Raw genomic sequence first — 20,185 nt, 5'->3', positions numbered from 1 at the left:
CCGCTTCCGGGGCGACCACCGTTGTGCCTAGTACGAGCGCGGCAGGCCGAGCGAATGCTGGGCGACGAAGTTCAGGATCATCTCCCGGCTGACCGGCGCGATGCGCGAGATACGCGCGGCCTGCAGCATGGCTGCCAGCCCGACCTCACGGGTCAGGCCCGAACCGCCGTGGGTCTGAATCGACTGGTCCAACGCTTTGATGCTGGCTTCCGCGGCCGCGTACTTGGCCATGTTGGCCGCCTCGGCGGCGCCGAACTCGTCGCCGGTGTCGTAGAGCGTCGCGGCCTTCTGCATCATCAGCTTGGCCAGTTCCAGCTCGATCTTCACCTGGGCCAGCGGATGCGAAATACCCTGGTGCGCACCGATGGCCGTCTTCCACACCGTGCGCTCCTTGGCATACTCCACGGCCCGGTCGATGGCGTAGCGGCCGAGGCCGACCGCCATCGCCGCGCCCATGATGCGCTCGGGATTCAGTCCGGCGAACAGCTGGGCGATGGCCGCGTCCTCGGAACCGACGAGGGCGTCGGCGGGCAGGCGCACGTCGTCGAAGAACAGCGTGAACTGGTTGTCCGGCTCGATCACGTCCATCTCCTGGACGTTCTTCACCAGGCCGGGCGCGTCCACCGGCACGATGAACAGCGCGGGCTTGAGCTTGCCGGTCTTGTGGTCCTCGGTCCGCGAGACCACCAGGATGGCCTCGGCCTGATCGACACCGGAGATGAAGATCTTGCGGCCGTTGAGGATCCAGTCGCCGCCGTCGCGGCGGGCGGTGGTGGTGATCTGGTGCGAGTTGGAGCCCGCGTCGGGTTCGGTGATCGCGAAGACCATCTTCGACGAGCCGTCGGCCAGCTTGGTCAGCCAGTTCTGCTTCTGCGCCTCGGTGCCGTACTTGGTGATGATGGTGCCGCAGATGGCAGGCGAGACGACCATCAGCAGCAGCCCGGCGCCCTGCGCCGCCAGCTCCTCCTGCACCAGCGCCAGCTCGTACATGCCCGCGCCACCGCCGCCGTACTCCTCGGGCAGGTTCACGCCGAGGAAGCCGAGCTTGCCCGCCTCGTCCCACAGCTCGGTGAGGGGCTCGTTCTTGCGCGAGAGCGGCAGCACGTAGTCGCGGTAGTTGTACTTGCTCGCCAGCGAGGCGACCGCCGCGCGCAGCGCCTTCTGCTCTTCGGTTTCGATGAAGCTCATGCCTCCACCTCGCTGACGCTCGGCTGCGGCATGCGCTCCGCGCGCTGGCACATGATTCTCTCGCTTCGCTCGTTCATGCCTGCTCCTGCTCTTCTTCCTCGACGACGGCGAGGACGGTTCCGACCTCGACCTGCTGGCCGACGGTCACGTTGAGTGCACTGAGAATGCCGGTCGCCGGGGCCGCGATGGTGTGTTCCATCTTCATCGCCTCCAGCCACAGAATGGGCTGCCCCTGCTTGACGTGGTCGCCTTCGGCGGCACCGAGGCGGATCACGCTGCCGGGCATCGGCGCGAGCAGCGAACCGGCGGCCACCTGCTCCGACGGGTCGGTGAAGCGGGGCAGCCTGCGCACGGCCACCGGGCCGAGCGGGGAGTCGACCGCGACATGATCGCCGTAGCGGGCGATCTCGAATTGCCTACGCACCGAACCACGTTCACCCGGTACACCGAGGATTACCCGATCGGGCGCGACCGAGATGAGCTCGAGACCGTCGTGGCCCTCGACCGCGACACCCGTGCGGGTGAAGCGGTAGCGCACCTCGTGGGTGCCGGAGGTGCGGCTTTCGTAAGACTTGGTCTGCGGCAGCGAAGACAGGTTGCGCCAGCCACTCGGGGTGAGTCCGGCCAGGCGCGAGGTGCCCCGATTGGCAGCCGAATCGGCAAGCGCCGCGGCGACAATCGACAATGCCTCGTCGGCCTCCGATACCAGCGGCGCCGAGAGCACGGCCAGGTCGTGGGTGGCGAAGAAGGCGGTGTCGGTGTCGCCGGCGAGGAACGCCGGGTGCCGCAGCACGCGCACGAGCAGGTCACGGTTGGTGACCAGGCCGTGGATCTTGGCGCGCTGGAGCGCGGTGGCGAGCAGATGTGCCGCCTCAGCGCGGGTTTCGGCGTAGGAGATGACCTTGGCGAGCATCGGGTCGTAGTGGACGCCGACCACCGAGTCGTCGACGACACCGGTGTCCAGGCGCACGCCTGGCTGGTCGAGAACCGTGAACTCACCAGCGGTGAAGGGGATCTCGATCTTGTGCACCGGACCGCTCTGCGGCTGCCAGTCGTGCGCGGGGTCCTCCGCGTAGAGGCGCACCTCGATCGAGTGGCCACGCTGGGCGGGCTGGGTCGCGGGCAGCGGCAGACCCGACGCCACCTGCAACTGCAGGCGGACCAGGTCGAGGCCGGTGGTCTGCTCGGTGACCGGATGTTCCACCTGGAGACGGGTGTTCATCTCCAGGAAGAAGAAGTCACCCTTCTCGTCGGCCAGGAACTCGACGGTGCCCGCGCCTTCGTACCCGATCGCCTCGGCCGCCAGACGCGCCGCCTCGAACAGCCGATCGCGCATGCCGTCGATCTTCTCGACGAGCGGCGAGGGCGCTTCCTCGACGACCTTCTGATGACGACGCTGGATCGAGCACTCCCGCTCGCCGACAGCCCACGTCTTGCCGAAGGTGTCCGACATGACCTGGACTTCGATGTGCCTGCCGGTCTCGAGGTAGCGCTCGCAGAACACGGTCGGATCACCGAAGGCCGACTCGGCCTCGCGCCGAGCGCCCGCGATCTGATCCTGCAGGTCGCCCAGCTCGCGCACCACGCGCATACCGCGTCCACCACCACCGGCGGACGCCTTGATCAGCACGGGCAGGTGCGCGTCGGTGACCTCGGCCGGATCGAGCTCGGCGAGGACGGGGACTCCGGCGGCGTCCATCATCTTCTTGGACTCGACCTTGGAGCCCATCTGCTCGATCGCCGCGACGGGCGGGCCGATCCAGACCAGACCCGCGTCGAGCACGGCGCGCGCGAATTCGGCGTTCTCGGAGAGGAATCCGTACCCGGGGTGGATCGCGTCGGCACCGGCCGACAGCGCGGCCTCGATGATCAGCTCGCCACGCAGATAGGTCTCGGCCGGAGTGTTGCCGGGCAGCCGGATGGCAGCATCGGCCTCGGAAACATGCGGTGCCGCGGCGTCGGCGTCGGAGTAGACCGCGGTGGTACCGATGCCCATCCGACGGCAGGTGGCGAACACGCGGCGCGCGATCTCACCACGATTGGCAACGAGGACATTCGTAATGGCCATGTTGTCGCGCCTCACATTCGGAAGACGCCGAAGCCCTCGGCGCCCTTGATCGGGGCTGTGTGAATGGCCGACAGAGCCATCCCCAGCACAGTGCGGGTGTCGCGGGGGTCGATGATGCCGTCGTCGAACAACCTGCCCGACAGGAACATCGGCATGGCCTCGGCCTCGATCTGCGCCTCGACCATCGCGGCGAGACCGGCGGCGGCCTCCTCGTCGAACGGCAGGCCCTTGGACTCGGCCGCGCCGCGCTGCACGATGGTGAGCACGCCGCCCAGCTGCGCCCCACCCATGACGGCGGATTTCGCACTCGGCCAGGCGAACAGGAAACGCGGGTTGAACGCGCGCCCGCACATGCCGTAGTGCCCGGCGCCGTAGGAGGCGCCGACCAGCAGCGAGATGTGCGGCACCGTGGAGTTGGCGACCGCGTTGATCATCATCGCGCCGTGCTTGATGATGCCGCCGTGCTCGTACTCCTTGCCGACCATGTAGCCGGTGGTGTTGTGCAGGAACAGCAGTGGCGTGTTCTTCTTGTTGGCCAGCTGGATGAACTGGGTGGCCTTCTGCGATTCCTCGGAGAACAGCACGCCGCGCGCGTTGGCGAGGATGCCGATCGGGTAGCCGTTGATCTCGGCCCACCCGGTGACCAGGCTCGAACCGTAGAGCGGTTTGAACTCGTCGAAGTCTGAACCGTCGACCACGCGCGCGATGACCTCGCGGGGATCGAACGGGATCTTGAGGTCCGAGGGCACGATGCCGAGCAGTTCCTCGGGATCGTAGATCGGCGAGATCACCTCCGCGCGCGGCTCCGGGCCCTGCTTCTTCCAGTTCAGGCGACGAACGATATTGCGGCCGAGGCGGATCGCGTCCTGCTCGTCGGCGGCCATGTAGTCGGCCAGACCGGAGGTGCGGGCGTGCATCTCGGCGCCGCCGAGGGTCTCGTCGTCGGAGTCCTCACCAGTGGCCATCTTCACCAGCGGCGGGCCCGCGAGGAAGACCTTCGCGGCTTCCTTGACCATCACCACGTAGTCGGACATGCCGGGGATATAGGCGCCACCGGCGGTGGAGTTGCCGAAAACCAAGGAGATGGTGGGGATCCCGGCCGCCGAGGCCTGGGTGAGGTCGCGGAACATCGCGCCACCCGGGATGAACACTTCCTTCTGCGTCGGCAGGTCCGCACCACCGGACTCGACCAGCGAGATCACCGGCAGACGATTCTCCCGGACGATGTCGTTGATGCGCAGTGTCTTACGCAGCGTCCACGGGTTCGACGTGCCGCCGCGCACCGTCGGGTCGGGCGCGACGATCATGCACTCGACACCCTCGACAAGGCCGATACCGGCGATCGTCGACGCGCCGACGTGGAAGTCGCTGCCCCACGCGGCGAGCGGGCACAGCTCGAGGAACGGCGAGTCCTCGTCGAGCAGCAGCTCGATGCGCTCACGGGCGGTCAGCTTGCCGCGCTTGTGGTGGCGGGCCACCTTCTCGGGGCCGCCCCCGGCGATGGCCTTGGCGAACTCCGCCTCGACCTCGGTGAGCTTGGTGGACATCGCCTCGGCCGCCGCGGTGTACTCGGGCGAGGCGGTGTCGATGAGGGAACGGAAGGTCGTCACGACTGGTACCCCAATACTTTCGACGCCAGCATGGTCAGGATCTCGTTGGTGCCGCCGCCGATGCCGATGATGCGCACATCGCGGTAGATGCGCTCGACCTCGGCCTCGCGCATGTAGCCCATCCCGCCGTGCAGCTGCACGGCCTGGTTGGCCACCCATTCGGCGGTCTCGACGGCGTTGTTCTTGGCGAAGCACACCTGAGCGATCAGGTTCTCCTCACCGGCGACGTAGCGCTCGACGAGCGCCCGGGTGTACGTGCGCGAGATATCCACGCGCTGCGCCATATCGGTGAGCGTCATCTGCACCTTCTGGCGGCTGATCAGCGGGCGGCCGAAGGTCTCGCGATCGCGGCACCACTGCACGGTGAGGTCGAGCGCGCGCTGGGCCAGCGAATACGCCTGCACCGCGAGGCCCACCCGCTCGCTGACGAACGCGGCGGCGATCTGCGCGAAGCCGCTGTTCTCGGCGCCGACCAGGTTCGACGCCGGAACCCGTACGTCCACGTACGACAGCTCGGCGGTATCCGAGGCCAGCCAGCCCATCTTCTCCAGCTTGCGGCTGACGGTGAAGCCCGGCGTGTCCTTCGGCACCACGATCAGCGAAACACCGGCCGCGCCGGGGCCGCCCGTGCGCACCGCGGTGACGACGAAGTCGGCACGGCAGCCCGAGGTGATGAAGGTCTTGGCGCCGTTGATGATGAAGTCCTCACCGTCGCGCACGGCCGTGGTGGTGAGGTGGCCGACATCGGAACCGCCGCCGGGTTCGGTGATGGCCAGCGAACCGATCAGGTCACCGGCCAGCGTCGGCTTGGCCCACTGGTCGATCTGGGCCTGGTTGCCCGAGGCGATCATGTGCGGCAGCGCGATTCCGCAGGTCAGCAGTGAGGCCCACAGCCCGCCGGACGCTCCGGCGACATGGATCTCCTCGCCCACGATCACCGAGTCGATGGCGTTGCCGCCCTCGCCGCCCGCCGATTCCGGGTACTCGATGCCGAGCAGGCCGAGTTCGCCTGCCTTCTTGTGCAGCTCGCGCGGCAGTTCGCCGGCCCGCTCCCAGGCATCGAGGTCGGGCAGGATCTCCCGCTCGACGAACCCGCGCACGGTGGCGCGCAGCTCTTTTCGCTCCGGCGTTTCCCAAACTGAGGTCATGCGAACAGCTCCGTCGGCATATCGATGTGGCGGGAGCGCAGCCATTCGCCGAGCCCCTTGGCCTGCGGGTCGAAACGTGCCTGGTAGGCGACGCCCTTGCCGAGCAGGCCGGAAATGATGAAGTTGACCGCGCGCAGGTTGGGCAGCACGTGGCGGGTGACGGTCAGTTCGGCCGTCTCGGGGAGGAGTTCTCGCAGCTTCTCGACGGTGAGGGTGTGCACGAGCCAGCGCCACTGGTCGTCGGTGCGCACCCACACGCCGATATTGGCGTCACCGCCCTTGTCGCCGCTGCGGGCGAGCGCGATCGTGCCGAGCGGGACTCGACGGGTCTCGGTGGGCGGCAGGGGTGCGGGCAGTTCTGGTTCGGAAACAGGTTCGAGGACAACGGTTTCCGTGGCAGGGGCGATGTCGACGCGGGTACCGTCCGACAGCACGGCGATATGCGGCACCTCGTGCGCGTCGACGAAGCCCGGGGTGAAGACACCGTAGGGCGAACCGTTTCCGGGCAGCGCGGTGAAGCTGGCGCCCGGGTAGCTCGCGAGCGCCAATTCCACAGCGACACTGGAGAACCCGCGACCGACCTTGTTCGGGTCGGCATCGCGCACCACACAGCGCAGGATCGCGCTGGCCTGCTCTTCGGTCTCGGCGTCGGGGCGATCGAGGCGAGCCAGGGTCCAGGTGAGCTCGGCGGGCTTGTCCGGCAGCCAGGATTCCAGCTGTCGTTGCGCCAGGGCGGCTTTGGCCTCGATATCGAGTCCGGTGAGGATGAACGACATCTCGTTGCGAAAGCCGCCGAGAGTGTTCAGCGAGACCTTGAGCTGTGGCGGCGGGGCCTCACCGGTGACACCGCTGATCAACACCCGGTCCTTGCCCTCCTGGCTCAGCACGATGCTGTCCAGGCGGGTGGTGACATCGGGTCCGGCGTAGCGCGCGCTCTGGATCTCGTACATGAGCTGGGCTTCGACGGTGTCGACAGTGACCGCGCCACCGGTGCCGTCGTGCTTGGTGATCACGCAGGAGCCGTCGCGCCGGATCTCGGCGATCGGGAAGCCGGGGCGGCCGATGTCGCCGAGTTCGGTGAAGAAGGCGAAGTTGCCGCCGGTGGCCTGAGTGCTGCACTCGATCACATGGCCCGCGACCACGGCACCGGCGAGCGCGTCGTAATCGGTACGGGCCCAACCGAAGTGGGCCGCCGCCGGACCCACGATCACGGAGGCGTCGGTGACCCGGCCGGTGACGACGATGTCGGCGCCGGAGTTCAGGCACTCGACGATGCCCCACGCGCCGAGATAGGCGTTGGCGGTGAGCGGCTGACCCAGGTCGAGCTCGGCGGCCCGCGAGACCAGGTCGTCGCCTTCTACGTGCGCGATCTCGGCATCGAGCCCGAGCTCGGCGGCGACCTTGCGCAACTGCTCGGCCAGCCCGGCCGGATTCAGCCCGCCGGCATTGGTGACGATCTGGACGTTCTTCTCGAGCGCGAGCCCGAGACAGTCCTTGATCTGCTTGACGAAGGTCTTGGCGTAGCCGAGGCTCGGATCCTTCATCCGGTCGCGGCCCAGGATCAGCATGGTGAGTTCGGCGAGGTAGTCGCCGGTCAGCACGTCGAGCTGACCGCCTTCCAGCATCTCGCGCATGGCGCTGAGCCGGTCACCGTAGAACCCGGAACAATTCCCGATCCGGATCAGGTCCGGGTCAGCGGAGAGAGCACTCATGGCACCCAGGATCGCAGCGGTTCAGAAAAAAAGCAAGCATGCGTGCTTGTTAATTCCGTGCAATCGACCAGGCAAGATGGAACCCATGCTGTCCGTCCTCCTCTTCGCCCTCGCCGGATTCCTGCTCGGCGGCGCGTACACGACCTGGAAGAACAACCGCCCGGTGGCGATCGGTTTGATCGTCGCCGCTGTCCTCGCGGGCCTCGGCGCCGCGCTCTGGCTGGAATAGCAAGGCTTTCGCAAGATCAGGGCAAGGCAGGGGCTGTTGTCTTGCCGACATGTTCACTTGGTATGTCGGCCTGCTCGCGCTCAGCGGCCTCGCGATGATCATCATGGCCAACGTCGACAACGGCCGCAGCCAGCTCTCGCGCGCGCTCAACGCGGTGTTCGGCATCGCGTTCCTCGGATACGCGGGGTACCTGTGGTTCGTGTTCGAAGGCGGCGACTACCTGATCTTCTTCCACGCGTTCATCCTGCCGGTGCTGCTCATCATCGACTTCGTTCGTTCGACGAACTGGCAGGCGCTGACCACCAAGCCGACCCCGACCCAGCAGGCGTTCCGCGCCTACTGGAAGGAACAGGATCGGCTGGAGAAGCGCTCAGCCCGACGTGTGTAGCTTGAAGATCCTGACGTCTTCCGGGACGCCGTTCAGCGGCGCCGCCCAGAAGTTGCGCTTGTAGGGTTTGGCGACAACACCCAGATCATCGAGGGTTTCCGGACGCAACGCGGCCAACGTGATGCTGGATATCATTGTGTTGCCGTTGCCGCCCGCCTCCATCATCCTGGCAGCGATATTGACGTCGACGCCGAGCCAGTCGCCGCCGATCTCCCGGGGCGAGCCGGTGTGCAGACCGACCCGCATCCGCGGGGTGTAGCCGTTGATCTCGACCCCGGCGAGATTGCGCCGGGCCGCCAGCGCGGCGCGCACGGCACGATCGGGCGAGGAGAACACCGCCATCAGACCGTCGCCCATCCGCTTGACCACCTGACCGCCACGCTCGACGATCGGCGGCTCGATGGCCTTGGCGACCTTGCGCAGCAGTTCCAGGGTGCGCTCGTCGCCCACCGACAGCGACCAGCTCGAGAACCCGACCAGGTCGGTGAACACGATGGTCACCTCCTCGGAGCCGCGCCCACGGCCGATCCGCTCCAGCCCCGCCTGCCACACCTGCAGGGCACCGAAACCGATTTCCCTGGCCGCGGTCGGGGCGCCGCCCGCGATCTTGTCCGCCGCCCGGGCCACCGCGCGCGCACCACCGGGTCCTGTCACCGACAGCGGGTCGCCGAAGGCCGGGTCGCCGGGCAGCTGTTGGCGTGCCCTGCGCAGGGCGCCGATCAGGTCCGCCCGCCGGTTGGCCGCTTGCAGCTTCGACGAGATCTGGGCGCGCTTGCGGCTCGCGCGCGCATCGGTGTCGGACTCGGCGGATTCACTCACGATCGGCTCCAACGGGATGGACACGTCCGCGGCGTCGCGCCGCCGCGGATTCACCCCGCCAGAAGGCGTTTCACTCACGCCAAAAGGTTAGCCGATCCGCCTCCCCGAGACTTCCAGCCAGACTCAGGCGCAGGGGGACGAGGTGACGCGGCCGATGGTTCCGCCCGTGGGGCACGTTCGCCCGTGCCCGGTGAGTTACCCATGTACTCACTGAATATGCGCGAGCCCCCGGCGTCCGGGCAGCGGACGCCGGGGGCTCATGCAGGGGCGACCTCCCGACAAGGTCGCGGCCCTCGCGGCCCGGGCGATTACGAGGGCGGCCCGGGCTGGCTTTATCAGGCGTCGCGGCGGTTGACCAGCACGAGCGCGCCGGCGAACACGATCGCCACGAACACGGCGAAGTAGATCAGGCTTCCCCACACGCCCCAGTGCCAGTCGCCCGCGTACTCCTCGACGCTCAGGAAACGGTTCGCGTTCTGGAAGGGCAGGAACGGCTTGACGGTGCGGCCGAAGCTGCCGAACGCGCCGAGCAGGTTCTCCAGCAGCAGCGACCACAGCACGATCAGCGAGATCGCCGCGGCCGACTGGCGCACCAGCACACCGACGCCGATGGCGAGCATGACGCACAGGAACGCGTAGATCGGCACGCTGTAGATGGCCCGCCAGTTGCCGTCGAGCACGAGACCGGGAGCGTCGTCACCGGTGATCAGCTTGGCCACGATGAACGCGATGAGCGCGAGCACACCGGTGAGCACGGCCGAATAGAAGCCGACCAGCGCGGTCTTCGACAGCACGACCTTGGATCGGTTCGGGACCGCGAGGAAGCTGGAGCGGATGACGCCGAAGCGATATTCGCTGGTCACCGTCAACGCGGCCATGATCATCAAGACCATGACGCCGAAACCGGCGACACCCGACACCGCCACGCTCGGGGTGAGCAACGGCGGGCCCTCGCCGGAATCCCCGGTGGAGTCGGCATTGGTGACCAAGGCGATCAGCACGGCGAGGCCGATGCCGAGCACCACCACGACCGCCGAGCACCACCAGGGCGAGCGGGTGGAGGTGAGTTTGATTCGTTCCGCTGCGAGCACGCCCATCAGAGCGCACCTCCCATCGCCTGTTGATCGAAGCTTTCACCGTGGTACTCCACGGCGCCGCCGGTCATCCGCATGAACGCTTCCTCGAGCGAGGCCTGCTGCGGTGCCAGCTCGTAGAGCGTGACGTTGTTCGTGCCCGCCACCTTGCCGACCTCGTCGGAAGTGACGCCCGCGACGATCAGCGCGGCGTCGCCGTCTTCCTTCACGGTCATGCCGTGTGAGGTGAGCAGGCTGCGCAGCTGATCCAGCTGCGGGCTGCGCACGCGCACCGACTGCTCGGAGGCGCGGTCGATGAACTCCTGGGTGGTGCCGTCGAACATCAGCTGACCACGACCGATGACGATGAGCTGCTCGGCGGTCTGCGACATCTCCGAGAGCAGGTGGCTCGACACGAGCACCGTGCGGCCCTCGGCGGCCAGGCGCTGCATGAACCGGCGGATCCACAGGATGCCCTCCGGGTCGAGGCCGTTGACCGGCTCGTCGAACAGCAGCACCTTCGGGTCGCCGAGCAGCGCGCCCGCCAGGCCGAGACGCTGGGACATACCGAGCGAGAATCCGCCCGCGTTCTTGTTCGCCACCTCGGACAGGCCGACCAGGCGCAGGACCTCTTCGACCCGCGACTTCGGGATGTCGTTGGAGGCGGCCAGCCACTCCAGGTGGGCGCGCGCCGAGCGGTTCGGATGCACCCACTTGGCATCCAGCAGCGCGCCGACCTGCGTGAGCGGGCGTTCCAGCTGCTGGTACTGCTTGCCGTCGATGAGCGCGCTGCCCGCCGTCGGCTTGTCCAATCCGAGGATCATCCGCATGGTCGTCGATTTACCGGCACCGTTGGGTCCGAGGAACCCGGTCACCAGTCCTGGTCGGACGGTGAACGTGAGGTCCTGCACCGCGACGGTCTGGCCGAATTGCTTCGTCAGGCCCTTCAGCTCGATCATGCGCCCCAGCTTGCCTCACGATCGCCGTGCCGCGCGTCGCCGAGAAGTAGCGAGTCGGGTCATCCTCGAGGATGACCTTCGACCCTTAGACGGCTGGGGAAGAAGCCTGAGCCCAGAAACGCTTGGGGATACGGCCCGCCTGCCTGGCCAGATAGCCCGCACGCACCGCGGCCGACATGGCCGATGCCATGAGTTCGGGCTCTTTCGCCCTGGTCACGGCGGTAGCGAGCAGGACTGCCGAGCAACCGAGTTCCATGGCGAGAGCGGCGTCGCTGGCGGTGCCGATGCCGGCGTCGAGGATCACGGGGACCCCGGCGGCGGCGACGATCATCTCGATGTTGTGGGGGTTGCCGATACCCAGGCCCGTGCCGATCGGGGAGCCGAGCGGCATCACGGCGGCACAGCCCGCTTCTTCGAGGCGGCGGGCGAGGATCGGGTCGTCGGTGGTGTACGGCAGGACCACGAACCCGTCGTCGACGAGCTTCTCGGCGGCGTCGAGGAGCTCGAACGGGTCCGGCAGCAGGGTGCGGTCGTCGGCGACCACCTCGAGCTTGACCCAGTTGGTGTCGAGCGCCTCGCGGGCCAGCTGGGCGGTGAGTACGGCTTCGGCGGCGGTGCGACAGCCCGCGGTGTTGGGCAGCAGGGTGATGTCGAGGCGCTTGAGCAGGTCGAGCACGCCGGTGCCGCCCGCGGCGTCGACCCGGCGCATGGCGACGGTGGTGAGCTCGGTGCCGGAGGCGATCAGTGCCTGTTCGAGGACGGCGAGGTTTTCGGCGCCCCCGGTGCCCATGATCAGGCGGGAGCCGAACTCCTTGTCGGCGATCCGCAACGGCGACTCAGCCACCCTGCACCGCCGTGAGCACCTCGATGGTCCAGCCGCGCCCGACCGGCTCGTCCCAGCGCGACTTCGAGAAGACCGCGCCATCGACCGCCAATGCCACACCCTGGCAGGGCAATTCGAGCTTGGTCAGCAGTTCGCGGACGCTGAGCGGCTCGGGGAACTCGTGGTCGACACCGTTGACGGTGACACCGATCGGGATGGTCGAGGTCATCGAACTCCTCCTTGCGACAGAGATGGCATCTGCGATGCCGGAAAACGTTGAGGTGCAGCGGCTTCGATGACCGCGGGGGTCTCGCCGTCGAGCAGTGCGGGCACGACCGCCGCGGTGAGCGCGAGGGTGAGCATGCCGTTGCGGCCGTGACCGGTGGCGGCGACGACCCGGTCGTCGAGGTGGCCGAGCAGCGGCAGGTTGTCGGGGGTGCCCGGCCGTGAGCCCGCGTTCGCTTCGGCCAGTTCGTATTCGGCGATACCGGGCAGGATGGTTTCGGCGTCGGCGATCAGGTCACGGACACCGCCGACGGTGACAGTGGTGTCGAAGCCCGCCTCGTATTGTGTTGCACCGACGACGATCCCGTCCTCGCGGGGAACCAGGTAGACCTGCCTGCCGTGGACCCGGGCGCGGATCACCCTGGTCGGTGGCGGGCTGACGCCGGGCCTGCGACGCAACCGGAGGATTTCACCCTTCACCGGGCGCACCGGCAGGCCGGGCCAGAGCTCGGCGGAGCGGGCGCCTGCCGCGAGAACTATCCGGTCATGCGGTAGATCATCCAGCGCGGCAACGGCTTCGGCACGGATCTCGACACCGGCTCCGGCGCAGGCGGATCGGAGCGCACGCAGTACGCGCCGATTGTCGATGGCGGGTTCGGTTCTCGCGTGCAGTCCGGCGCGGACGGTGCGCGCGAGCGCGGGTTCCAGTGCGCGGACACCCGCACGGTCGAGCACCCGCAGATCATGACCGAAACCGGCCAGCCAGTCCGAGACGGTGCGCAGATCCGTGACATCGGCGCTGTCGAGGGCGACGGTGAGCGTCTCCCCGGCCACGAACATCGATTCACCCGAGACCGCTCGGAGCCGTTCGGCGAAAGTAGGCCACTGCGCCAGCGCGGCCGCGCCGAAGGCGAGCACCCTGTCCTCGCCCGGCCAGCCTTCCGACAGCGGAGCGAGCATTCCACCGGCCACGAAGGAGGCGCCGCGCGCGGGTTCGGGGTCGTAGACGGTGACCGTCCAGCCTGCCTCGGCGGCCCGCCATGCGACGGCAAGTCCGACGGCGCCGCCGCCAACGACCGCCAGAGTTCGCATCACGTTCCACCTGTCTTTTTCGCCTACCGCCCGCCACGGCGTTCGCACTCCAACGGTAGCGCGACTACCGTCGAGAACGTGCAGCCCTCCCATCCGAACCGTTCCGTCCCGCCAAGGGAGCGCCTGTCGAGTGCACTGCTGTATCTGTGCACCGATGCGCGGCGGGAAAAAGGCGATCTGTCCCGCTTCGTCGACGCGGCGCTGGCAGGCGGAGTCGACATCGTGCAGCTCAGGGACAAGGGATCGCCGGGCGAGGCCGAATTCGGGCCGCTCGAGGCTAAGGCCGAGCTCGGTGCGCTCGCCGAGATCAAGGCCGCGACCCGCCGCCACGGCGCCTTGCTCGCGGTGAACGATCGCGCCGATATCGCACTCGCGGCGGGCGCCGATGTGCTGCACCTCGGCCAGGGCGACCTGCCGCCGTCCTACGCGCGACGCGTCCTCGGCCCCGATGTGGTGATCGGCCGCTCCACCCACAACCGCAACCAGGCGAGCCTGGCCGCGATCGACGGCCACCTCGACTACTTCTGCACCGGCCCGATCTGGACCACGCCGACCAAGCCCGGTCGCCAGGCCGCGGGCGTCGACTTCGTCCGCTCGACCGCCGAGTCCCATCCCACACTCCCCTGGTTCGCCATCGGCGGCGTCGACGCGCAACGTCTCCCGGAGGTGCTGGCCGCCGGTGCCCGCCGCGTGGTCGTCGTCCGCGCGATCACCGAAGCCGCCGATCCGGAAGCCGCGGCTCGCGAACTGAAGCAAGCGCTCCTCGCCGCTGACTGAGCGCCACGACAGGCACTGCGGCCGTGTGCCGATGTGCGCGCAGCCTGGTCGACGAGGTGGCGCTCCGGACTCAGGCGAGAACGTCTGCCCTGGTGAGAATCGGGCCTTCGGTGGGCTCACCATCGACAACGACTTCGACGCCGGGGCCGTCGGCCCGCGCGTGCAGCCAGAAGAAGCCCTGGTCGGGCAGTTCGACTGTGCGGGGTAGCGCTTCCGCGAGCTCGGCGTCGGCCTCGAGGCGCACGCGCAACGGCACCGCGCGCAGTTCGATCCAGGCGACGGCGAAGCCGGGATGCAACGGCAGATCGGCGACCTCGTCCTCGGGGACCCAGGCCAGTTCGGCGCTCTCCTTGTTGGCGACCGTGGGCAGCGGCTTGTCGGCGTCGGCGATGACGGTGATGTAGGTCCAGCCGCTCGGGGCGGTCATGGTCAGGCGCTCGGCCCGGACCCGGAGGTCGGCGGCGGCGATGCCCGCTTCCTCCTCGGCCTCCCTGACCGCCGCGTGCTCGGGGGACTCGTGCGAGTCACGCGCCCCACCGGGCAGCGCCCAGGTGCCGCCCTGATGACTCCACGGCGCCCGGTGCTGCAGCAGCACCGCGGACCCGCCACCGGGCAACGGCGCGCGCAGCAGCAGACCCGCCGCACCGAATTTTCCCCAGTGCTTGGCCCCATCGGGGCCCTTGAACCAGCCGTCTCCGTCGCCGCGCATCCCATACTCTTTCCTCCGAGCAGCCGTACAGCAACCGCTGCGGGGGTGTGTGAGGGGCTGCGCTACCCGTAGGCCCACAATAAACTCCGCACAGGTAGGTGTGCACGGACAGCGCCGGGAGGTGAACGATGGTCGAACCGGGGAATCGCAATGCCTCGACGGAGGTGGCGGCCGTCCGTGTTCGCCCGTCATCGCAGGCCACGACGGGTGCGAAGCACTCCGAGACGGCCGGCGCGGCGCCGGTGACACCGCGCTGGGCGCCGCTGCGCCGACCGGCCGCGCCGGTCGACCGGCCGCCCGCGCCCGACGTCAGAGCGTTGCGCGCGCAGTTCCAACCCGCCCGGTTGCGCAGCTTCGCGCACTCCTCGCCGGGACGGCTCGTCGCCGCCGGACTGGTCCTGATGGTGCTGTGCGTCACCGCGGGCGCGGTGACTTCGACGACCGTGAGCGAGCGTCAGCAAGCTCTCGGCGTCCTGCTCGACGACACCGAACCCGACGCGCATTCGGCCAACCACCTCTACACCTCGCTCTCCATCGCCGACGCCGCCGCGGGCACCGCGTTCATCGCGGGCGGACTCGAACCACAAGCGGTGCGCGACCGCTATACCCAGGCCATCGGTGAAGCCGCCGCCGAACTGGTGACCCAGGCCGGGCACGTCTCCGACGAAGAGGCAGCCGATCCCTCGGGCACCGACCGCCGCCTGCGCACCGGCATCGCGACCGGGCTGCCCGTCTACAGCGGGCTGATCGAGACCGCGCGGGTGAACAATCGCAACGGCTATCCCGTCGGCGCGGCCTATCTGAGCGAGGCATCACATCAGATGCAGACCGGACTGCTGCCGATGGCCGAGGAGCTGGAGGACCACCGCTTCGACGCGGTGACCGCCGCGCAGTACCGGCACGTGCAGCCACCGTGGACGGCGATCGTGCTGCTGGTGGTGGCGCTCGGCGCGCTGATCTGGGTGCAGGTCGAGCTGGCGCGGCGCTCGCGCCGATTCTTCAATATGGGCTTGCTGGTCGGCACCGGCGCGCTGGCGCTGACCCTGATCTGGACGGTGGCGGCCGGTTCGCTGTCCGCGGTGGCGATGATTCGCTGCCGGGACGAGGGCGCGGTGCCATCGGCGCGATTGGCCGAGAGCCGAATCCTCGTACAGCAAGCCAGATCAGCGGAAATGGTGAAGCTGGTCCGCCGCGACGCGACCGGCGACTACGACCGCACCTTCGATACGAACGCCGCCCGGCTCAACGAGCTGCTCGCCGGTTACCCCGGGGACGCGCCGGCCCGCGACGAGGTGGCGCACGCGCGCGCCGCGCTCACCCGCTGGCAGTCGGCCCATCAGCGGATGAACGACACCCTCGAGCGGGGCGATTTCGTGGGCGCGGCCACCGTCGCGACCGGTCCGAGCGCCGCAGATTCCGCCGCCCAGGTCGACGCACTCGACCGGGCACTGGACAAGGCGGGCGCGGTGACGCGAGACACCCTGCGCGCCAAGGTCTCGCAAGCGATCAACGTGCTGTCGTTCCTCGCCCCCGGCGCGTTCGTGCTCGGCATCGCGGCGGCGGCATGCGTCGCGCTCGGGCTGTGGCCGCGACTGCGGGAGTACCGATGAGGCGCGGCCGGGTTGTCGCGGCGCTGATGCTGGCCGGACTGCTCGCAGGCTGCTCCGAGGGCACCCCCACGCCCGCTGAGCGGGGTGTCTATTCCGAGCCGCCGTTGCCCGCCAAGGCCATTCCGATCGGCACCGACACCCCGGTGCCTCCCACCGGCGGCGAACAGTGCGGCGATCCGACCGCGAGTCTGCGACCGAGCACCGCCGCGGGCCCGACGATCGATGCCATTCGCGCGCGCGGCAGGCTCGTCGTGGGCCTCGACGCGGGCAGCAACCTGTTCAGCTTTCGCGATCCGCTCACCGGTCGCATCGTCGGGTTCGACGCCGACATCGCCCGCGAGATCGCCCGCGACCTGCTCGGCAATCCTGATCTGATCGAATACCGCAGTCTCGCTTCGGAAGAGCGCGAGCGGGCACTGCAGGATCACACGGTCGACCTGATCGCGAAGACGATGACGATCACCTGCGAGCGACGTCAGCGGGTGGCGTTCTCGACGGTGTACCTGCGGGCCGACCAGCGGGTGCTCGCGGTGAAGGGTTCGGGCATCGACGGGCTGGCCGATCTGGCGGGCAAGCGGGTGTGCGTGGTGCGCGGCACCACCTCGCTCGACCACATCCGCCGCGACCAGCCTGCTGCCACGATCCTGACGGTGCCGACCTGGGCCGACTGCCTGGTGGTGCTGCAACAACGCCAGGTCGACGCCGTGAGCACCGACGACTCGATCCTGGCGGGCCTGGCCGCCCAGGACCCCTATACCGAAGTGGTGGGCGGGAGCATCAGCGCCGAGCCGTACGGCATCGGGATCCCCAAGGGCGACGACGACCTGGTGCGTTTCGTCAACTCCACCCTGGACCGCATCCGCAACGACGGCACCTGGACCCGCATCCACCGCCGCTGGCTCGCGACGCTCGGCGAGACACCGAGCCCGCCCGCACCGAAGTACCAGGACTGACGGCCATGAGCACGAACCCGACCGATGACGGAACAGGGCAATCGACATCCCACGCCGCTGCGCCGGATGACCAGGAACGGCGCGAGCCGACCCAGCTGACCCAGCGCCACCGTCCGGGCACCCTGCCCGGCGGATGGACGCTGCCCGGCGACGACGAGACACGGCCACTGCCCAAGCTCACCGCCGAGGCGGCCGCGGAGTTCGCCGGCAAACAAGCGAGCAGCCGCGACCAGACCCCGGCGACCGACGCCACCCGGCGTGCCGAGGAGTCCGGCGCCGACCCGCGATCGGGCGACGTTCCCCCTGCCGACTCGGGAACGTCGCAGGACCACCTCGCTACGCAGCGGGCGAGCAGACCCGCGCCGACGGCACACGAATCCGCCGCGTATGTCCCGACCGAAGCGACGCAACGCGCCCCCGAGGCCGCGCCGAACGCGGCGGCCGAGGACGCACAGCGCACCCGCGAGACCGCGCCCTACGCGGCGACCGAAATGGCCCATCGCCCCGCCGAAACCGCGCCCTACGCGGCGACCGAAGCGGCACAGCGGGTTCCGGTGAACGCCCCGCACGCGGCGACCGAGGCAGCCCAGCGCGACGATCAGACCGGCGCACGAGCGTCCGATCCCTGGCCGTCTGCGCCACAGACCGGGGTGAGTACCGCGCGGTCGGGGCGCAGTGTGCGGACCGCGCGGTCACGGCCGACGCGGCGGCTCGGCGCCGGGCTGGTGCCGATTCCGACGGTCACCCCGGCGGACCCGCGCGACGCCGTGCTGGCCGATCCGATGGTCTCGGAGGGCCGCCGGTTCTGTTGGCGCTGCGGCAATCCGGTCGGGCGGTCGACGCCGGCGCGAGCCGCTTCGACCAGCGGGGAGTGCGAAACCTGCGGGGCAGCTTACGATTTCCGGCCGTCGCTGCACGAGGGCGATATGGTCGCCGGGCAGTACGAGATCCAGGGGTGCATCGCGCACGGCGGTCTCGGCTGGATCTATCTGGCCATCGACCGCAATGTGAGCGATCGGTGGGTGGTACTCAAGGGCCTGCTGCACGCGGGTGACGCCGAGGCGCAGGCCGTCGCGGTGGCCGAGCGCCAGTTCCTGGCCGAGGTGGCGCACCCGAGCATCGTCAAGATCCACAACTTCGTCGAGCACACCGCGGGTGACGGGTCCATCGGCTACATCGTGATGGAGTACGTGGGCGGGCATTCGCTGCGCGACATTCTCGATGCCAGGCCACGGGGCGAGCAGATGCCGCTGGCCGAGGCCATCGCGTATGTGCTGGAGATCCTGCCCGCGCTGGAACATCTGCATTCGATCGGCCTCACCTACAACGACCTCAAGCCCGACAACGTGATGGTCACCGAGGACCAGGTGAAGCTCATCGACCTCGGCGCGGTCGCCACCATCGACGCCTATGGGAACCTGTACGGCACCAAGGGTTTCCAGGCGCCCGAGATCGCCCGCACCGGGCCGACGCCCGCCTCCGACGTCTACACCGTGGGCCGGACGATCGCCGCGCTCACGCTGGCGCTGCCCAGCGAACACGGCCGCTACCTCGACGGCATCCCCGACCCCGCCGACGAACCGCTGCTGGCCCGCTACGAGTTCTTCCACCGATTCCTGCTCACCGCCACCGATCCCGATCCGGCACAGCGCTTTCCGTCGGCGCGGGCGATGTCGGCGCAGCTGGCCGGTGTGTTGCGCGAGATCCTCGCCTACGACACCGGCACGGAACATCCACAGCTGTCCACAGTGTTCAGTCCACAGCGCACCAGCTTCGGGACCGAGGAACTGATCAGCCAGACCGACGCCTATCTCGACGGTGTCGGTCGCTCGCCGCTGCTGGATTCCCGCGATGTGGTGGCCGCACTGCCGATTCCTCTGATCGACCCCGCCGACCCGTCGGCGCCGCTGCTGGCCGCCACCGCCAACCCCGAACCGGAGCGGGTGCTCGAGGCGCTGCACGACTCCCGCGAGCGGGCCGAGGCCGATCCGGACAACGCACCCGAGACCCTGGCGGGCGAATTGCTCTTCGCCGAGGCGCGAGCGCGGCTGGAACTGGGCGAGTCGGCTGCGGTGTTGCACATGCTCGATCGGGTGCCCAGCGAATCCGATTGGCGCACCGACTGGTTCACCGGTCAGGCACATCTGCTCGAACTCGACTACGAGGCCGCCTTCGCGTCGTTCGAGGCGGTGTTGCGGGTGCTGCCGGGCGAGATCGCGCCGAAGCTGGCGTTGGCCGCCACCGCGGAACTCATTCTGCAACACTGGGATTCCGACGCCCCCGAACAGTGGCGAAGCTTCGCCGAACGTTATTACGACACCGTCTGGCGCACCGACAGGGCCGTGGTGAGCGCGGCATTCGGCCTGGCCAGACAGCTGGCGGTGGCCGGGCGAGTCGGCGAAGCGGTCCACGCCCTCGACGATGTGCCCGCCGCGTCCCGCCACTTCACCACCGCTCAGACCACGGCGATCCTGTTGCTGCTCACCAGCTCTCCCGTCGCCGAACTCGACGAGCAGATCCTGCGGCTGGCCGCCTCGCGCGCCCAGTCCATCCCAGCAGGCGAGCACCGCGCCACCCTGATGCGCACGCTGGTCCAGGGCTCGGCATTGGCCTGGCTACAGGCGGGGAACACACCGAAACGTAAGGACGCCAAGCTGTTCGGCCGCGCCTTCACCGAACGCGAACTGCGCGACGGCACCGAATCCGGTCTGCGCTCGCTCGCCCGCAACGCCCCGGACCGGACGCACCGCTACGCCCTCGTCGATCTGGCGAACTCGCTACGACCCAAATCCTGGTTCTGAG

18 protein-coding genes are annotated in these 20,185 nt (G+C 68.9%); 6 read left to right on the top strand and 12 right to left on the bottom strand.

The window, feature by feature from the left end:
- Positions 1 to 27: 27 nt before the first annotated feature.
- From ACFTS5_RS21570 to ACFTS5_RS21550, 5 genes are all read right to left on the bottom strand, one after another.
- On the bottom strand, positions 28 to 1,188 hold the full coding sequence (locus ACFTS5_RS21570; RefSeq protein WP_378633713.1) for an acyl-CoA dehydrogenase family protein: 1,161 nt from the start codon (positions 1,186 to 1,188) through the stop codon (positions 28 to 30).
- Positions 1,189 to 1,261: 73 nt separating this feature from the next.
- On the bottom strand, positions 1,262 to 3,256 hold the full coding sequence (locus ACFTS5_RS21565) for an acetyl/propionyl/methylcrotonyl-CoA carboxylase subunit alpha (protein ID WP_378633710.1): 1,995 nt from the start codon (positions 3,254 to 3,256) through the stop codon (positions 1,262 to 1,264).
- 11 nt (positions 3,257 to 3,267) lie between these two features.
- Positions 3,268 to 4,866, bottom strand: a complete 1,599-nt coding sequence (locus ACFTS5_RS21560; protein WP_358061506.1) for a carboxyl transferase domain-containing protein — start codon at positions 4,864 to 4,866, stop codon at positions 3,268 to 3,270.
- Complete coding sequence (locus tag ACFTS5_RS21555) at positions 4,863 to 6,014, bottom strand: acyl-CoA dehydrogenase family protein (protein ID WP_378633707.1); 1,152 nt, start codon at positions 6,012 to 6,014, stop codon at positions 4,863 to 4,865. The genes ACFTS5_RS21560 and ACFTS5_RS21555 overlap by 4 nt, the downstream gene beginning before the upstream one ends.
- Complete coding sequence (locus ACFTS5_RS21550) at positions 6,011 to 7,726, bottom strand: acyclic terpene utilization AtuA family protein (protein ID WP_378633705.1); 1,716 nt, start codon at positions 7,724 to 7,726, stop codon at positions 6,011 to 6,013. The genes ACFTS5_RS21555 and ACFTS5_RS21550 overlap by 4 nt, the downstream gene beginning before the upstream one ends.
- 85 nt (positions 7,727 to 7,811) lie before the next feature.
- Between ACFTS5_RS21550 and ACFTS5_RS21545 the strand changes: the two genes are divergently transcribed.
- Together ACFTS5_RS21545 and ACFTS5_RS21540 are read left to right on the top strand one after the other, a co-directional pair.
- A complete protein-coding gene (locus ACFTS5_RS21545) occupies positions 7,812 to 7,955 on the top strand; it encodes a hypothetical protein (protein WP_378633702.1) in 144 nt (47 codons plus the stop codon).
- 49 nt (positions 7,956 to 8,004) lie between these two features.
- Positions 8,005 to 8,343: a hypothetical protein gene (locus ACFTS5_RS21540; protein ID WP_378633699.1), complete on the top strand. Its 339-nt coding sequence runs from the start codon at positions 8,005 to 8,007 to the stop codon at positions 8,341 to 8,343.
- Here ACFTS5_RS21540 and ACFTS5_RS21535 read toward each other — a convergent pair.
- The 6 genes from ACFTS5_RS21535 to thiO form a co-directional block, all read right to left on the bottom strand.
- Positions 8,326 to 9,180: an adenylate/guanylate cyclase domain-containing protein gene (locus tag ACFTS5_RS21535; protein ID WP_378634475.1), complete on the bottom strand. Its 855-nt coding sequence runs from the start codon at positions 9,178 to 9,180 to the stop codon at positions 8,326 to 8,328. The two genes, ACFTS5_RS21540 and ACFTS5_RS21535, sit on opposite strands and share 18 nt — an antisense overlap.
- Positions 9,181 to 9,497: 317 nt before the next feature.
- The gene (locus ACFTS5_RS21530; protein WP_378633697.1) at positions 9,498 to 10,259 is read right to left on the bottom strand and encodes an ABC transporter permease; all 762 of its coding nucleotides are present in this window, start codon (positions 10,257 to 10,259) and stop codon (positions 9,498 to 9,500) included.
- On the bottom strand, positions 10,259 to 11,194 hold the full coding sequence (locus ACFTS5_RS21525; protein ID WP_378633694.1) for an ABC transporter ATP-binding protein: 936 nt from the start codon (positions 11,192 to 11,194) through the stop codon (positions 10,259 to 10,261). The genes ACFTS5_RS21530 and ACFTS5_RS21525 overlap by 1 nt, the downstream gene beginning before the upstream one ends.
- Before the next feature lie 85 nt (positions 11,195 to 11,279).
- The gene (locus ACFTS5_RS21520) at positions 11,280 to 12,038 is read right to left on the bottom strand and encodes a thiazole synthase (protein ID WP_358190638.1); all 759 of its coding nucleotides are present in this window, start codon (positions 12,036 to 12,038) and stop codon (positions 11,280 to 11,282) included.
- A complete protein-coding gene (gene thiS / locus ACFTS5_RS21515; protein ID WP_378633691.1) occupies positions 12,031 to 12,246 on the bottom strand; it encodes a sulfur carrier protein ThiS in 216 nt (71 codons plus the stop codon). The genes ACFTS5_RS21520 and thiS overlap by 8 nt, the downstream gene beginning before the upstream one ends.
- A complete protein-coding gene (gene thiO / locus ACFTS5_RS21510; protein ID WP_378633688.1) occupies positions 12,243 to 13,334 on the bottom strand; it encodes a glycine oxidase ThiO in 1,092 nt (363 codons plus the stop codon). Before thiO ends, thiS begins: the two co-directional genes overlap by 4 nt.
- A gap of 78 nt (positions 13,335 to 13,412) precedes the next feature.
- Between thiO and thiE the strand changes: the two genes are divergently transcribed.
- Positions 13,413 to 14,111 (top strand): thiamine phosphate synthase, encoded by a 699-nt coding sequence (thiE, locus tag ACFTS5_RS21505; RefSeq protein ID WP_378633686.1) that lies wholly within the window; start codon positions 13,413 to 13,415, stop codon positions 14,109 to 14,111.
- A gap of 70 nt (positions 14,112 to 14,181) precedes the next feature.
- Here thiE and ACFTS5_RS21500 read toward each other — a convergent pair whose 3' ends face one another.
- Positions 14,182 to 14,820 (bottom strand): NUDIX domain-containing protein, encoded by a 639-nt coding sequence (locus ACFTS5_RS21500; RefSeq protein ID WP_378633683.1) that lies wholly within the window; start codon positions 14,818 to 14,820, stop codon positions 14,182 to 14,184.
- A gap of 128 nt (positions 14,821 to 14,948) precedes the next feature.
- On the opposite strand from ACFTS5_RS21500, the gene ACFTS5_RS21495 reads away from it, so the two are divergent.
- From ACFTS5_RS21495 to ACFTS5_RS21485, 3 genes are all read left to right on the top strand, one after another.
- The gene (locus ACFTS5_RS21495; protein ID WP_378633681.1) at positions 14,949 to 16,430 is read left to right on the top strand and encodes a hypothetical protein; all 1,482 of its coding nucleotides are present in this window, start codon (positions 14,949 to 14,951) and stop codon (positions 16,428 to 16,430) included.
- On the top strand, positions 16,427 to 17,383 hold the full coding sequence (locus ACFTS5_RS21490; RefSeq protein WP_378633678.1) for a glutamate ABC transporter substrate-binding protein: 957 nt from the start codon (positions 16,427 to 16,429) through the stop codon (positions 17,381 to 17,383). Before ACFTS5_RS21495 ends, ACFTS5_RS21490 begins: the two co-directional genes overlap by 4 nt.
- Positions 17,384 to 17,874: 491 nt before the next feature.
- Entirely contained in the window at positions 17,875 to 20,184 is a 2,310-nt protein-coding gene (locus ACFTS5_RS21485; RefSeq protein WP_378634473.1) for a tetratricopeptide repeat protein, read from the top strand.
- Position 20,185: the final 1 nt, after the last annotated feature.

It is taken from the genome of Nocardia sp. NPDC056952 (genome assembly GCF_042674185.1).
Lineage (GTDB): Bacteria > Actinomycetota > Actinomycetes > Mycobacteriales > Mycobacteriaceae > Nocardia.
This window is presented reverse-complemented; position numbering and strand designations above follow the sequence as displayed.

What these genes read in the sequence shown, in the direction of transcription:
- ACFTS5_RS21485 (WP_378634473.1), top strand. Translation starts at nt 17,875, where the DNA reads ATGGCCCATCGCCCCGCCGAAACCGCGCCCTACGCGGCGACCGAAGCG.
- ACFTS5_RS21530 (WP_378633697.1), bottom strand. Translation starts at nt 10,259, where the DNA reads ATGGGCGTGCTCGCAGCGGAACGAATCAAACTCACCTCCACCCGCTCG.
- ACFTS5_RS21540 (WP_378633699.1), top strand. Translation starts at nt 8,005, where the DNA reads ATGTTCACTTGGTATGTCGGCCTGCTCGCGCTCAGCGGCCTCGCGATG.
- ACFTS5_RS21550 (WP_378633705.1), bottom strand. Translation starts at nt 7,726, where the DNA reads ATGAGTGCTCTCTCCGCTGACCCGGACCTGATCCGGATCGGGAATTGT.
- ACFTS5_RS21500 (WP_378633683.1), bottom strand. Translation starts at nt 14,820, where the DNA reads ATGCGCGGCGACGGAGACGGCTGGTTCAAGGGCCCCGATGGGGCCAAG.
- ACFTS5_RS21495 (WP_378633681.1), top strand. Translation starts at nt 14,949, where the DNA reads ATGGTCGAACCGGGGAATCGCAATGCCTCGACGGAGGTGGCGGCCGTC.
- ACFTS5_RS21565 (WP_378633710.1), bottom strand. Translation starts at nt 3,256, where the DNA reads ATGGCCATTACGAATGTCCTCGTTGCCAATCGTGGTGAGATCGCGCGC.
- ACFTS5_RS21545 (WP_378633702.1), top strand. Translation starts at nt 7,812, where the DNA reads ATGCTGTCCGTCCTCCTCTTCGCCCTCGCCGGATTCCTGCTCGGCGGC.
- ACFTS5_RS21490 (WP_378633678.1), top strand. Translation starts at nt 16,427, where the DNA reads ATGAGGCGCGGCCGGGTTGTCGCGGCGCTGATGCTGGCCGGACTGCTC.
- ACFTS5_RS21525 (WP_378633694.1), bottom strand. Translation starts at nt 11,194, where the DNA reads ATGATCGAGCTGAAGGGCCTGACGAAGCAATTCGGCCAGACCGTCGCG.
- ACFTS5_RS21570 (WP_378633713.1), bottom strand. Translation starts at nt 1,188, where the DNA reads ATGAGCTTCATCGAAACCGAAGAGCAGAAGGCGCTGCGCGCGGCGGTC.
- thiS (WP_378633691.1), bottom strand. Translation starts at nt 12,246, where the DNA reads ATGACCTCGACCATCCCGATCGGTGTCACCGTCAACGGTGTCGACCAC.
- ACFTS5_RS21555 (WP_378633707.1), bottom strand. Translation starts at nt 6,014, where the DNA reads ATGACCTCAGTTTGGGAAACGCCGGAGCGAAAAGAGCTGCGCGCCACC.
- thiO (WP_378633688.1), bottom strand. Translation starts at nt 13,334, where the DNA reads ATGCGAACTCTGGCGGTCGTTGGCGGCGGCGCCGTCGGACTTGCCGTC.